This is a genomic window from Oceanotoga teriensis (assembly GCF_003148465.1).
Lineage (GTDB): Bacteria > Thermotogota > Thermotogae > Petrotogales > Petrotogaceae > Oceanotoga > Oceanotoga teriensis.
Genome location: NZ_QGGI01000016.1, coordinates 18755 through 31545, shown reverse-complemented (window position 1 = coordinate 31545; position 12791 = coordinate 18755). Strand labels below are relative to the sequence as shown.

Annotated in this window: 12 protein-coding genes; 6 read left to right on the top strand and 6 right to left on the bottom strand. The window is 25.6% G+C overall.

The annotated features are described in order from the left end of the window. Window positions 1-32 precede the first annotated feature (32 nt). Together C7380_RS10370 and C7380_RS10365 are read left to right on the top strand one after the other, a co-directional pair. Window positions 33-2435, top strand: a complete 2403-nt coding sequence (locus tag C7380_RS10370) for a glycoside hydrolase family 38 N-terminal domain-containing protein (RefSeq protein WP_109605630.1) — start codon at window positions 33-35, stop codon at window positions 2433-2435. Between the two features lie 80 nt (window positions 2436-2515). Further along, window positions 2516-3820, top strand: a complete 1305-nt coding sequence (locus C7380_RS10365; RefSeq protein ID WP_109605629.1) for a cache domain-containing protein — start codon at window positions 2516-2518, stop codon at window positions 3818-3820. Between the two features lie 232 nt (window positions 3821-4052). On the opposite strand, the gene C7380_RS10360 is transcribed toward C7380_RS10365, so the two are convergent. The 6 genes from C7380_RS10360 to C7380_RS10335 form a co-directional block, all read right to left on the bottom strand. Beyond that, a complete protein-coding gene (locus tag C7380_RS10360; RefSeq protein WP_109605627.1) occupies window positions 4053-4826 on the bottom strand; it encodes a GntR family transcriptional regulator in 774 nt (257 codons plus the stop codon). Between the two features lie 63 nt (window positions 4827-4889). Continuing rightward, on the bottom strand, window positions 4890-5816 hold the full coding sequence (locus C7380_RS10355) for a type I phosphomannose isomerase catalytic subunit (protein WP_206050583.1): 927 nt from the start codon (window positions 5814-5816) through the stop codon (window positions 4890-4892). A 55-nt stretch (window positions 5817-5871) separates the two neighbouring features. Beyond that, on the bottom strand, window positions 5872-6693 hold the full coding sequence (locus C7380_RS10350; protein ID WP_109605624.1) for a PTS system mannose/fructose/sorbose family transporter subunit IID: 822 nt from the start codon (window positions 6691-6693) through the stop codon (window positions 5872-5874). Further along, window positions 6693-7502, bottom strand: a complete 810-nt coding sequence (locus C7380_RS10345) for a PTS mannose/fructose/sorbose/N-acetylgalactosamine transporter subunit IIC (protein ID WP_170110827.1) — start codon at window positions 7500-7502, stop codon at window positions 6693-6695. The genes C7380_RS10350 and C7380_RS10345 overlap by 1 nt, the downstream gene beginning before the upstream one ends. Window positions 7503-7519: 17 nt before the next feature. Then, window positions 7520-8008 carry a PTS sugar transporter subunit IIB gene (locus C7380_RS10340; RefSeq protein WP_109605620.1) on the bottom strand — a complete coding sequence of 163 codons (489 nt, stop codon included), beginning with the start codon at window positions 8006-8008 and terminating at the stop codon, window positions 7520-7522. An 11-nt stretch (window positions 8009-8019) separates the two neighbouring features. After that, a complete protein-coding gene (locus tag C7380_RS10335; RefSeq protein ID WP_109605618.1) occupies window positions 8020-8451 on the bottom strand; it encodes a PTS sugar transporter subunit IIA in 432 nt (143 codons plus the stop codon). 305 nt (window positions 8452-8756) lie between these two features. Between C7380_RS10335 and C7380_RS10330 the strand changes: the two genes are divergently transcribed. From C7380_RS10330 to deoC, 4 genes are read left to right on the top strand one after another with little or no spacing between them, the layout of a single operon-like run. Then, entirely contained in the window at window positions 8757-10493 is a 1737-nt protein-coding gene (locus C7380_RS10330; protein WP_109605616.1) for a class I mannose-6-phosphate isomerase, read from the top strand. A 4-nt stretch (window positions 10494-10497) separates the two neighbouring features. Beyond that, on the top strand, window positions 10498-11232 hold the full coding sequence (locus C7380_RS10325; protein ID WP_109605614.1) for a GntR family transcriptional regulator: 735 nt from the start codon (window positions 10498-10500) through the stop codon (window positions 11230-11232). Window position 11233: 1 nt separating this feature from the next. Then, window positions 11234-12097 (top strand): sugar phosphate isomerase/epimerase family protein, encoded by an 864-nt coding sequence (locus tag C7380_RS10320; RefSeq protein ID WP_109605612.1) that lies wholly within the window; start codon window positions 11234-11236, stop codon window positions 12095-12097. Between the two features lie 14 nt (window positions 12098-12111). Then, the gene (gene deoC / locus C7380_RS10315) at window positions 12112-12762 is read left to right on the top strand and encodes a deoxyribose-phosphate aldolase (protein WP_109605610.1); all 651 of its coding nucleotides are present in this window, start codon (window positions 12112-12114) and stop codon (window positions 12760-12762) included. Window positions 12763-12791 lie beyond the last annotated feature (29 nt).

The following is a 12791-nucleotide window of genomic DNA, read 5'->3' as shown; positions in this document are numbered from 1 at the left end:
AATTAATACGTATTAATAAAAGGAGGAAAAAAATGAAAAGAAATTATACAATCAAATTGATTCACACTACACATACTGACATAGGATATACTCATAGACAAGAAAAAATAATGGATTTTCACACAGAATTTTTAAAACAAGCTATAGAAATAAGTGAAAAATTAGAAGAAAATGACAATTTTATTTGGGTATGTGAAAATTTTTGGGAAGTTGAAAATTTTATAAAATCTACAAATGAAATATGGAAAGAAAGACTTATAAAAGCTATAAAAAGAGGGAATATAGAATTAACTGCAAACTATTTAAATATGTCTGAATTAACTGATATACCTTCATTAAAAAATAAAATAAAAAAAGCAAAAAATTTTGCAAAAAAATGTGACCAAGATATTGAAACAGCAATGACAGCGGATATAAATGGATATGGTTGGAGTTATTCACAAGCTTTTTATGATGAAGGAATAAAATATTTATTTTCATGTATACACACACATCATGGAATGTACCCTTTAAGAAAAATACAAACACCATTTTATTGGAAAACGCCATTAGGAAATAAAATACTTGTTTGGAATGGTGATCATTATATGACAACAGCTTCTGTTGGAATAAATGCACCTGAAATTATGTGGATAAAAGAAAAAAATTGGGAATTATGCAGCAAAATTGATCAACAAATAGAAAATGATTATGAAAAATTAGAACAATATATAAATAATCTTGAAAAACAAAATTATGAATATTCTTATATACCGCTTATGACATCTGGACTTGAAACAGATAATGCACCACCTAATCCATATTTTATAGAATATATAAAAAAATGGAATGAAAAATATGGAAAAAGTATTAAACTTGAGATGTCTACATTAAAAGGATTTTTTAAAAATTTAAAAAAAGAATCGAAAGATATTCCCACATATTCTGGAGATTGGCCTGATTGGTGGACAGATGGATTTGGTTCTTTACCAGACTATACAAAGATGTATAGAAATGCTCAAGCTGATTATGAACTTTTAAAAGAAATAGATAAAGAAAATATTATAAATGAAAAAACAAGAGAAGAAATAGAAGAAAATTTATTACTTTATTCTGAACATACTTGCGGATATTCTGCCAGTATAGACAATCCTTCTGATGAAATGGTCTTATTTTCGGAAGCGAGAAAAAACAAATATGCATTAGATGCACATATACAAGTACAAAAATCTTTAGATAAAATTTTAATCCAAAAAGGACAACAACTTTTAAAAACAGCTCAACCATTAATTTATAAAGTAATAAATACATCAAATCAAGAAATATATGAAATAGCAAAACTTGAAATAAATTATTGGGAATTAAGGTTTTTAGAAAAAGGATATAAAATAATAGAAGAAAAAACCAATGAAGAATACGATTATCAATCAGAAAACTTTCCACGTGGAATAATTCTTCATGTACCATTAAAATTAAAACCTTTAGAAGAAAAAACTCTTAATATAAAATTAGATAAAAAACAAAATAGCGATTATTATAAATCGATAAAATTGGCAGATGGAATTTATGATATAGATTTAAATAAGCAAGAATATAATACATTTCAAATAACTCCCGAGTATATAGAAACAAAATATATAAAAATAATATGGGGAAAACATGGAATAAAGAATATGATAGATAAACAAACAAATACAGATTTAGTGGATAAAACAAAAAACTATGAAATATTAGAACCAATATATGAAATAACTCCAAATGAAAAAAATTTAATTCCATCGACTCATAGAAGAACTTTTGGAAGAAATAGAAGATATATAAACACCCAAATAAATAGAGGCATGATAAAAAGTATAGATATATTAAAAGATGGAAATATATTTACTGAAATAAGTATTAAATATGATTTAAAAGGCTTTTCATACTATGAAATAAATATGATAGTATATAAAAATTTAAAAAAAATAGATATAATTTTAAAAATGAATAAACAAAGTGTATGGGAACCAGAAAGCGTATTAATGGCATTACCAATTAATACGGGAGAAAATTCAGAACTTTGGATAAACAAAGGAATGGTAAATTTAAGACCAGCGATAGATCAATTGCCTGGAACATGTATGGAATATTATTATGTAAAAGATGGAATATTAAAAATAGGTTCAAAAAACTCTGTCTTAATCTTAACTCCAGATGTTCCTTTGATACAATTATCTAAACCAAAATATAAAAACATAAAATTATATGAAAAACCATCAATAGAAAAAAATCAAGATATATTTTTTTCTTGGATAATGAACAACATATGGGAAACAAATTTTAAAGCAAGTCTTGGTGGATTTCATAGTTTTAAATACACTATAATATGGGATGATAAATTAAAAAATCCAGATAAAATATTTAAAAAGTTCAAAAACAACAGAAATATGATAACAATCAGAATTAATAATAATTAAATCAAAAAAACCCCCCTTGTTTAACTTAAATGTAAAAAAATATTATTATAATATAAAATAAATAAAAGGGGGAGATAGAAATGTCACTAAAAAAACAAGTTATTTTACTATTAATTTTTCTTATAGCTATCCCTATGGGAATCTTTACATTATACATAACAATAAGTTCTTATCAAAATGCCACAAGTAGTGCAAATGTTAGAATACTCGCAGATATTCAAGGAAAATCACAAATAATAACTAATTATTTTGAACCTTTAACATCCCTTGTAAACTTTATGGCCATAGACCCCAATGTAAAAGGTGCATATAAAAACGAATTTGATGAAAGAATTTGGATGTATAAAACTTTTGATAATGTATTAAAAACATATCCTCAAGTCATATCAATATACTTAGGTCTTTCAGATGGAGAAATATTAATAAAACCGGATGCAGAACTTCCTGAAGGGTTTGATGTAACTACGAGAGATTGGTATAAAAAAGCTTTAGAAGATAATAAAAATATAATATATACACCCCCTTATATAGATGCAGTGACTAATGATCTCATAATTTCTATGTCTAAATCGATTCAAAATGAAGAAACTGTAGGAATTTTAGGAATAGATTTCAGTCTAAAATCATTGACTGAAGATCTTAAAAAATCTGATTTTGAAACTTCATATTCATTTATATTAGATAAAGATGGAAATGCTGTTTTGCATCCTAAAACTGAAAACATTGGAATTAATATGGCAAATTTAGCTGAATCAGATCCGATCGAGGGTGATTCGGGTTACATAGAATATGAATTTGAAAAAATAAAAAAAGTTGCTTTTTATTCAAAAATTTATGGTACTGATTGGTTTGTATTCACAACAGTTAATAAAAGCGAAATATATGAAAAAGATAGAGCTAAATTTATAACCATGTTCATAATAGGTATAGGTTTTACAATATTTGGTGCAATAATAGGATATTTTTTCATAAAAAATAAAATAACAAATCCATTAGATAAAGTATTAGATGGAATAGAAAAACTTGGGAAAGGAATATTGAAAAATGAAGAAATAGATATAAATTCAAAAAATGAAATAGGAAAACTTGCAAAAGCTATAAATAAAACAACAGATTCATTAAGACATTTAATAAAAAATATAGATTCAGCTGGAAAAGGATTTTCAGTAGTCGCAGATGAAATTAGAAAGCTTGCAGAAGATTCACAAAATGCTACAGAAGAGATAGCTAAAATTTTAAATGAAATAAAAAATGATGCTAAATTAGTGGATACAGAAACATTTGAAGTAGTGAATTCAATAAATAGTGTAAATAAAGGAATATTTGAAATATCTAAACAATTTGAGAACATAACGAATCACATATACTCGATGAATGAACAGTAGATGATACATCAGAATCTGCTCAACAGCAAAGCAATTCGACAGAAGAAATAAGTGAAGAAATCTATGAAATAAAAAATACAATTCAAAATCAAAATGAAGATCTAAATGAAATATCTAAAAAAAGTAATGATTTAAGAAAAACATTAAAAAATCTACAAAAATTTATAGAAGGATTTGAATATTAAAAATAAAAAAATATCACCTTTAATTTTAAAATTAAAGGTGATATTTTTTATTTTGAAATTTCTATTATAAATTTATTTCTTTCTCCAGGATAAATACTTGTAGAAAATTCTATAGGCTGTCCATCTTCTAAATATCCTATAGAAGATATAACAGTTACCGCATCATTTTCATTTATTTCAAGTATTTCAGCGTTTTCTTTATCTATATTTTTTGCTTCAAGCTCTCTTATAACTTTTTTAACTTTTAAATTATTTTTTTCTAAAACTTCATAAAAAGAAAAAACTTCAAAATCATAATTTAATAGTTCGGGAAATATTTTTTTTGGTGTATACACAGTTGTGACAAGTATGGGTTTATTAGTATCAAAAATTACTTCTTCTTCTTTTAAATGATTGGCATATCTAACTCTTTTTAATTTTATTACTTCTTCGCCCTCTTTTATTTGCAATTTCTTAGATATGATATTATCAGCTTTTAAAACTTTCTTATCTAAAACTATTGTTTTAGGAATCAACCCATTTTTTAACATGGAACTATTATAACTTTCTATAAATCTTGTATATTCTTGTGTTACTTTAGGCTTTGTAACAAAAGTTCCTTTTCCTTTTATTCTGTATAAATATCCTTTTTCAACAAGATTTTTGAGAGCTTGTCTTACAGTAGGTCTACTTATCTTAAACATTTCACTCAACTCTATTTCAGTTGGTAATATATCGCCTTCTAAAAAGTATTTATTTTTTATAGCTGTAACTATTATTTGCTGAAGCTGATAATATAATGGAACTGGAGATTTTTTGTTAAGTTCTTGTGGTTTAAACATTTTTTTACATTCTCCTTATTATTAAGACTAAATTCTATATTTATTATAACATATTATTCTTTTTTAATAGTTGGTAGTTACATAACTTTCTATTAATGTACCTAAACCTTCAAATAAATAATTCTTGAAATTGGCAGCTATAAATATACTTTCACCATTTTTAATAGTTTCACATTCTTTTTTATATTTCAAATTAAACTCACCATTTACACAAGTATAAACCTTAAACTTATTTTCTTCATTCCCATTATAGTATTTTTGTACATCTATAATATTCATAGTATAAACCTCTTTACACGTTTTTCTAATCACATAATTTTCTCTTTCTATATCTATGTTTTTTACTATAACTCCTTGAGATTTTATATCTATAACATCTAAAGACTTTTTTATATCCAAATCTCTACCTCTACCAAAATCATATAATCTATAGGTTATATTACTATTCTGTCCAACTTCTATTGCCAATATTCCTTTTCCAAGAGCATGTATTGTTCCGGCCGGAATAGATACAACATCACCTTTTTTTACATAAATTCTATTCAAAAAATTTTCTAAATTATTATCTTCAATAGCCTTAATAACTTCACTTTTTTTCTTTAATGATGTTCCTGCATACAAATAGGCACCTTCATCGGCATCAACTATATACCAAGTTTCTGTTTTTCCATTATCATTCTCGATTTTTAAAGCATAATTATTATCTGGATGAACTTGTATTGAAAGATGTTCATCAGCATCCAAATAAGCAACTCTTACAAGATCTTTTTGATTAATATTTTTTCCAAGAATATCATCAGAATTATTTTTTATTAACTCTGTTAAAGTTTCACCTTTAAATTTACCATTTTTTATCTTACAATCAGCTGTTTTATGAGCACTGAAATCCCAAGTTATTCCAATTCCTTTATCTACATTTTTTATATTATTTAATTTTTTTCCAGCCCATATTTTTTTAATAGGTATAAATTCAAACTTTAAAGGATACATCAAATCATCTCCCATTATTAAAGATAAACACCTTCTTTTAGAAGGTGTTTTGGATTTAAAATATACCAAGAAAAACTCCAACTATAGATAATAATAAATATATTCCCATAAGTTTTAAAGGAGTTATGCTCTTTTTTTGAAGTAATTTCCAAGATAATAATACTATTAAAAGAGGTAATAACTTTGGAAATATTCCATCTATCAATTCTTGAAAATTAATAACAGCTTTTCCATTATCAAAAACAGCACTTATATTTAATTTAACAAAACTAGCAGATATTCCACCCATTACAACTATTCCAAGTATTTTAAAAGCTTCTGTTAATCTTTTTGCTTCTTCACCGACAATTATATTTACAGCATCTAATCCAAGAGTATATCCTTTTTTAAACAGAAAGTAGGATACAAAAAGACTTAAAGGCAACCAAGTTACTGTATAAAATAAAGGGCCAAGAATACTTCCATCAGCAGCTAAACCCATACCAATACTCAATAATAATGGTACAAGTATACCTTGTATTATTACATCGCCTACACCTGCAATAGGTCCCATTAAACCGACTTTAACCCCTTCAATCAATTCATCTTCTACAGGTTGATCATTGGCTTTAGCTTCTTCAAGACCAACAGTTATTCCATTCACTATTGCTCCAATTTGAGGTTCAGTGTTATAAAAACCTGTATGACGTTTTAAAGCTTTAGCTTTTTCTTCTTTAGTATCATATAATTTATTTATTATGAGGAGCATAGATTGACCAAAAGAAGTTCCTTCAAGTCTTTCAAAACTTATTGCTGCAAGATTAAAATGAATCCATGACCACCAACTTTTAAATAAATCTTTTTTAGATAATTTCTTTTTAAAATTTTTATTATTCATTATAACTCCTCCTCATCGTCATCATCAATATTTTGATTAGAAGGCCCTGCATTACTTTTAACAGCTCTTGGAGAATACTTATAATGCATAACCGCTATTGTTGCTCCAACAATTGTAAGAGCTATCATATTTAAATTCAAAAAAACTATTCCAATAAAACCAACTAAAAAATAAACTAATAAAAATTTTTCTTTCATTATTTGACTTAAAAGTAACCCTATACCAACTGCCGGTAAAACTCCACCGAGTACAGTCATTATTTGCATTAACACATCTGGAATAGAATTCAAAAAATTTTCTGCATATTGAGCACCAAAATAAACGGCGAGAAATGTAGGAACAAATCTCAAAATAAAAGTTGTTATTTGAGGATATATAGCATTAGCTCTCCAAAACCCTTTTAAGTCACCTTTTTCTACATATTTATCTGCAAGATGATTCCAAAACGTATTTATAGTTTCTATTAAATTAAAAAGTATAACACCTAAAAGACCTATTGTAGCAGCAAGAGCTATTGCAACTTGAACATCAGCACCAGAAAGCATTGCAAGAGCTATTGCAGGATATGCAACAAAAGTTATATCTGCTGCCGCTACTCCTCCTGGAACTATCAAAGACAGATATAAAGCTTGTACTGCAGCACCTATTATTATACCTGTCTGAATATCTCCAAGAATAATTCCAACAAACATTCCAGATATAAGTGGACGACTTAAATAATAAAAACCTCCTGTAGTACCAAAAAACCAAGGAACACCTAAACTTGCAACATAACAAAAAAGCCCGAGTAATATAGCTTGAAAAAGCATAATACTCCCCCTTTCACTTAATAATATTTTTCTCTAATTTCAGACCATTTAAATCCCTTTTTATTTGGTATTAATTTAAAATCTATATCTATATTATTTTTAAAGAAAAATTCACAAGCATCCATTTCATCTTTTGTTAATGACTGATTAGCACCTATTGTTGTAGTATTATCTCTATAACTTGAAGGACCATAAACTATATAATTACCAAAACTTATATTATTTTCCAAAAGTGTTTTCAATTCTAAAGGAGTTTTAGAAATCAAAAAATAATTTTTTTGGCTTTTAATAGCTTCAGGTAATTTTCTTATAGTCTTTTCAACTGAAAAAATATGTACCTTTATATTTTCAGGAGCGGCATTCTTATAAACATTTCCTAAAGATTTATTTTCTGAAAGATTATCATTAACAACTATTATTCCATCGCATTTATATATTCTTGTCCATTGAGTTAAAACTTGTCCATGAATTATTCTGTCATCTACTCTAACTAGTGTGATTGCCATAATATCCCTCCTTAAAGTTCTTCTTCTTGTTCATCAATATCTAAAATCTTTTCGAAAGAATTAATAGACTGTCTTCCTGCATTTAAAGCAATTGTTTTTAAAGATTTTAAATTGGAAAAGTCTCTTTGGGCACATACTTCTAAGAGCATTCCGAGATTTAAACCAGCAATTATTTCTATTTCAAAATCAAATAATTTAGAAGTTGAAAAATAAACACTACTATTATATGGTGTTCCACTTTGAAGATCTGTAAGTATAAGTACACCATCACTACTTTTAACTTCATTCAAAGTTTTAGAAAGTTGTTTGTTGAACTCTTCAATTCCTAAATTATTCTTTAAACATACAGCTTTAACATTTTCAGGAACTCCCATGATCATTCCTAAAGAATCTAAAACACCTTCTGCAAGGTTGCCATGACTTGAAACTACAATACCTATCATCTCTTGAAACCTCCTTTATTTATTATATTTATATCATAATGTAATTACATAGTAAAGCCTCAAAAATAATAAAAAAATAAAATCTGAGGCGATTATAACCATATATTTTATCATTATATCAAAAAACTTAATTTTTTATATTTACATAGTACTGACATAAAATAATAAAAGATATAATCAAAATTCTTTTTCTATCAAACTTGATAAATTTTTTTTTATAGTATATAATAAAAATAATAACATGATACTTACATATTGAATATATAGGTTAAAAAGTCATAACAAAAATTAGGAGGGATATATTTATGTACAATAATTATGACAAATACCCTAAAATAAAAATAGAAAATTTTGAAAACCAAATTATAAAAGGGTATGGTAGCATATGTAATTTCTTAAAGAAAAAATTAAAAAAACAAAAAACAATAATAGTTATAGATATGTATCCAGGAGTAGATGAAAATGAAATAATAAATGGATTTAAAGAATTAAATATTGACTATTTTTTTAATTCCAATAAATGTGCATTAAGTGGAAAAGAACTAACAGAAAAAATTTCAGACTATTTAACAGATGATAGAGTATTTGGAGTTATAAATCATAAAAAACTCGATCATTATTTTAAACCTGAATTAATAAAAAATATGAAAAATGAAATCAATAATATAAATGAAGGAATAATATTATTATATGGAGTTGGAGCTGGATTAGTAACTAAAGGAGACATTTATATTTATGCCGATATAGCAAGATGGGAAATTCAGAATAGATATAAAAATGGAATGAGTAATTGGAATATTGAAAATTCTAATGATGAATTTAAAAGTAAGTATAAAAGAGGATTTTTCTTTGAATGGAGAATATCAGATCGTCATAAAAAAAATATTTTAAATGATATAGATTTTTTATTGGATACCAATATTAAAGAAAACCCAAAACTTTTATCAGGAAATGATTTTAGAAAAGGATTAGAACAAGCATCAAAAAAACCATTTAGACTTGTGCCATATTTTGATCCAGGTGTTTGGGGTGGACAATGGATGAAAAATGTTTGCGGTTTAGATAAAAATAAAGATAATTATGCTTGGGCTTTTGATGGAGTACCTGAAGAAAACAGTGTTTATTTATTATATGAAAATGATTTTATCGAAATTCCTTCTGTTGATATTATATATTATAAACCTGTAAATTTGTTAGGAAATAGAGTTCATGCAAGATTTGGGCATGAATTTCCAATAAGATTCGATTTTTTGGATACGATGGGAGGTCAAAATCTTTCTTTACAAGTTCATCCATTAACAGAATATATTCAAGATAACTTTGGAATGAAATTTACACAAGATGAAAGCTATTATATTTTAGATGCTAAAGAAGGAAGTGAAGTTTATTTAGGTCTCAAAGAAAATGTAAATAAAGAAGAATTTATAAATGATTTAAAAACTGCTGAAAAAGGTCAAAAATCATTTCCTGATGAAAAGTATATAAATAGATTTCCGGTTAAAAAACATGATCATTTCTTAATTCCTGCTGGAACTATTCACTGTTCCGGTAAAGATACTATGGTTCTTGAAATAAGTGCCACACCTTATATTTTTACATTTAAACTTTGGGATTGGGGTAGAGTAGATCTTGATGGAAAACCAAGACCTATTCATATAGAACATGGTAAAAATGTAATACAATGGGATAGAAACACGAAATGGGTAGAAAAAAATCTAATAAATAAAATAGAAAATATAAAAAATGAAGAAAATTATGTAGAAGAAAAAACAGGATTGCATGAAAGAGAATTTCTTGAAACAAGAAGACATTGGTTTACTGGACCTGTCTTGCATGAAACCTTTGATAGTGTAAATGTGTTAAACTTAATTGAAGGTGAAGAAGCAGTTGTTAAATCAATAGATAATTCTTTTGAACCATTTATTGTTCATTATGCAGAAACTTTTATAATACCTGCATCTGTAAAAAATTATATAATAGAACCAACAGATAAAACTAAAGGTAAAAAACTTGCTACTATAAAAGCATTTATAAAGAGGTGATTAGATGGCCTATAATATTGATAAGAAAAATACAGAAATACCATTTTATATTCAATTAAAAATGATTTTAAAAGAAATGATAGAAAATGATTATACTCCTGGAGAATTAATACCAACAGAAATAGAACTTCAAAAAAGATTTGAAATCAGTAGAATAACAGTCAGAGATGCTATTTCTGAACTTGTCAATGAAGGTTATCTTAAAAGAAAAAGAGGAAAAGGAACAATTGTTTTACCGAAAAAGATAGAAGAACCCTTATCAAAAATTAAAAGTTTTACAGATGAAATGAAAGAAAGAGGATTTTCACCATCTACTAAGTCAATAGATATTCTAATAACTAAAGCATTTGATGATGTTTGTAAAGCTTTAAATGTAAAAACAGGTGAACAAGTCTATAAAATAAGTAGAGTTAGATGTGCAGACAATGAACCAATAGTCTATTTTGAAACTTATATGAATATGAACATGAAGATAGATTTAGACATAAATGAATATTCAGATTCACTATATGAATACTTAAAAAGAGTAAAAAAAATAAATATAAAATATGCAGAACAAAGAATTTCTGCATGTAGTGCGGATGAAAAAATTAGTAATAAACTTGAAATAAAAAAAGGAGAACCAGTATTACTTTTAAAAAGAAAATCATTCGATGAAGAAAATAAAATTATAGAGTATACAAAAGGATATTATATTTCAAACAGATATGAATATTTTATAAAATTAAAAGGAGAATAAAATGAAAAAATCTATTATTACGGATCAAGTTGATATGGATTTTGAAAAAGCTTTAAAAATCATAAAGAAATATAATTATAAAAATGTTGAAATACACTCTTTATGGAATAAAACTATTGAAAATATTACTATTGAAGAAGCTTATAATATAAAAAAACTCTTGGGATTTTATGATTTAAATCTAATATGCCTTTCAACTACATTATTTTTAATGTGTCCATTGTATGAAAACTATAACATTTCTGATTTTGGAAATAAATTTTTAACTTTTAAAGGAAATATAAAAGAACACTTTCAAAAAATGGAATATGTAATTAAAATTGCTAACATCTTAAATACAGATAAAATAAGAATCTTCCCATTTAGAGCTCCAAATGATAAGGAAATAATTGGAGATGATGAAGATTTTTCAAATATAAAGAAATATTTTAAACAATTATCTGAAAAATATAAACATGAAAACATTACTTTTATTTTAGAAAACTGTCCTCATTCATACTTACCAAATTCTTATATGACAGGGAAACTCTTAAATGATTTAAATGTCGACAATATAAAACTTTTATGGGATCCAGGAAACAGCTTTAGAGCAAATTATGATAGAATTCCAAAAAAATATATAAAAAATAATCTTTTTAATGAAATAGAAAATAATATAAAGAATATATATCATATACATTTAAAAGATTATAAAAAAAATCAAAATGAATTTGAACACGAAATATTTCTTGAAGGAGATATCGATTATAATAATATAATTAATAAATTGAAAGAATATAATTATGATTACTCTTTAAGCCTTGAGTCTGAAGTGAATTTTGAAAAAACAATAAAAAGTATGAACAATCTTAATAAAATAATTTAAAAGAAGGGATTTTTATGGAATTTAATTCAAAAATATTTGATCACACATGTTTAAAACCATTCGCAAAAAATGAAGAATTAAAAAAATTATGTTCTGAAGCTGTTAAATTTAATTTTAAAACAGTTGCTATAAACAATGCCTATATAGAATATTGTAAAAAAGAGCTCCAAGGAACTGAAATATTAATAGATGCTGCAGTTAGTTTCCCACTTGGACAAAGTACTCTTGAAACAAAAGTTTTTGAAACAAAAGATGCCATAGAAAAAGGTGCAGGAGAAGTAGATTATGTAATAAATATTGCCCAATTAAAAAATAAAAATTATAAATATATAGAAAAAGAAATGTCAGAAATTGTAGAAATCTGTAGGAAAGAAAACATAACTTCTAAAGTTATATTTGAAAATTGCTATTTGACAGATGATGAAAAAATTTTATTATGTGAAATAGCTAATAATATAAAACCTGATTTTATAAAAACATCTACTGGATTTGGAATATCTGGTGCAACATTTAAAGATGTAAAACTCATGAGAAAACATGCTAAAGACTATATAAAGATAAAAGCTGCAGGTGGAATCAAAACCAAAAAAGATGTTTTAAAATATTTAGATTTAGGTGTTTCAAGAATCGGATGTAGTTCTAGTGTACAAATTATAAATGAATAAAAACAATAAAAAAGAGCAAATTATACAAA

Excerpts from the sequence above, each read along its gene's own strand:
- C7380_RS10370 (WP_109605630.1), top strand. The coding sequence starts at position 33 with ATGAAAAGAAATTATACAATCAAATTGATTCACACTACACATACTGAC.
- C7380_RS10365 (WP_109605629.1), top strand. The coding sequence starts at position 2,516 with ATGTCACTAAAAAAACAAGTTATTTTACTATTAATTTTTCTTATAGCT.
- C7380_RS10360 (WP_109605627.1), bottom strand. The coding sequence starts at position 4,826 with ATGTTTAAACCACAAGAACTTAACAAAAAATCTCCAGTTCCATTATAT.
- C7380_RS10355 (WP_206050583.1), bottom strand. The coding sequence starts at position 5,816 with ATGTATCCTTTAAAGTTTGAATTTATACCTATTAAAAAAATATGGGCT.
- C7380_RS10350 (WP_109605624.1), bottom strand. The coding sequence starts at position 6,693 with ATGAATAATAAAAATTTTAAAAAGAAATTATCTAAAAAAGATTTATTT.
- C7380_RS10345 (WP_170110827.1), bottom strand. The coding sequence starts at position 7,502 with ATGCTTTTTCAAGCTATATTACTCGGGCTTTTTTGTTATGTTGCAAGT.
- C7380_RS10340 (WP_109605620.1), bottom strand. The coding sequence starts at position 8,008 with ATGGCAATCACACTAGTTAGAGTAGATGACAGAATAATTCATGGACAA.
- C7380_RS10335 (WP_109605618.1), bottom strand. The coding sequence starts at position 8,451 with ATGATAGGTATTGTAGTTTCAAGTCATGGCAACCTTGCAGAAGGTGTT.
- C7380_RS10330 (WP_109605616.1), top strand. The coding sequence starts at position 8,757 with ATGTACAATAATTATGACAAATACCCTAAAATAAAAATAGAAAATTTT.
- C7380_RS10325 (WP_109605614.1), top strand. The coding sequence starts at position 10,498 with ATGGCCTATAATATTGATAAGAAAAATACAGAAATACCATTTTATATT.
- C7380_RS10320 (WP_109605612.1), top strand. The coding sequence starts at position 11,234 with ATGAAAAAATCTATTATTACGGATCAAGTTGATATGGATTTTGAAAAA.
- deoC (WP_109605610.1), top strand. The coding sequence starts at position 12,112 with ATGGAATTTAATTCAAAAATATTTGATCACACATGTTTAAAACCATTC.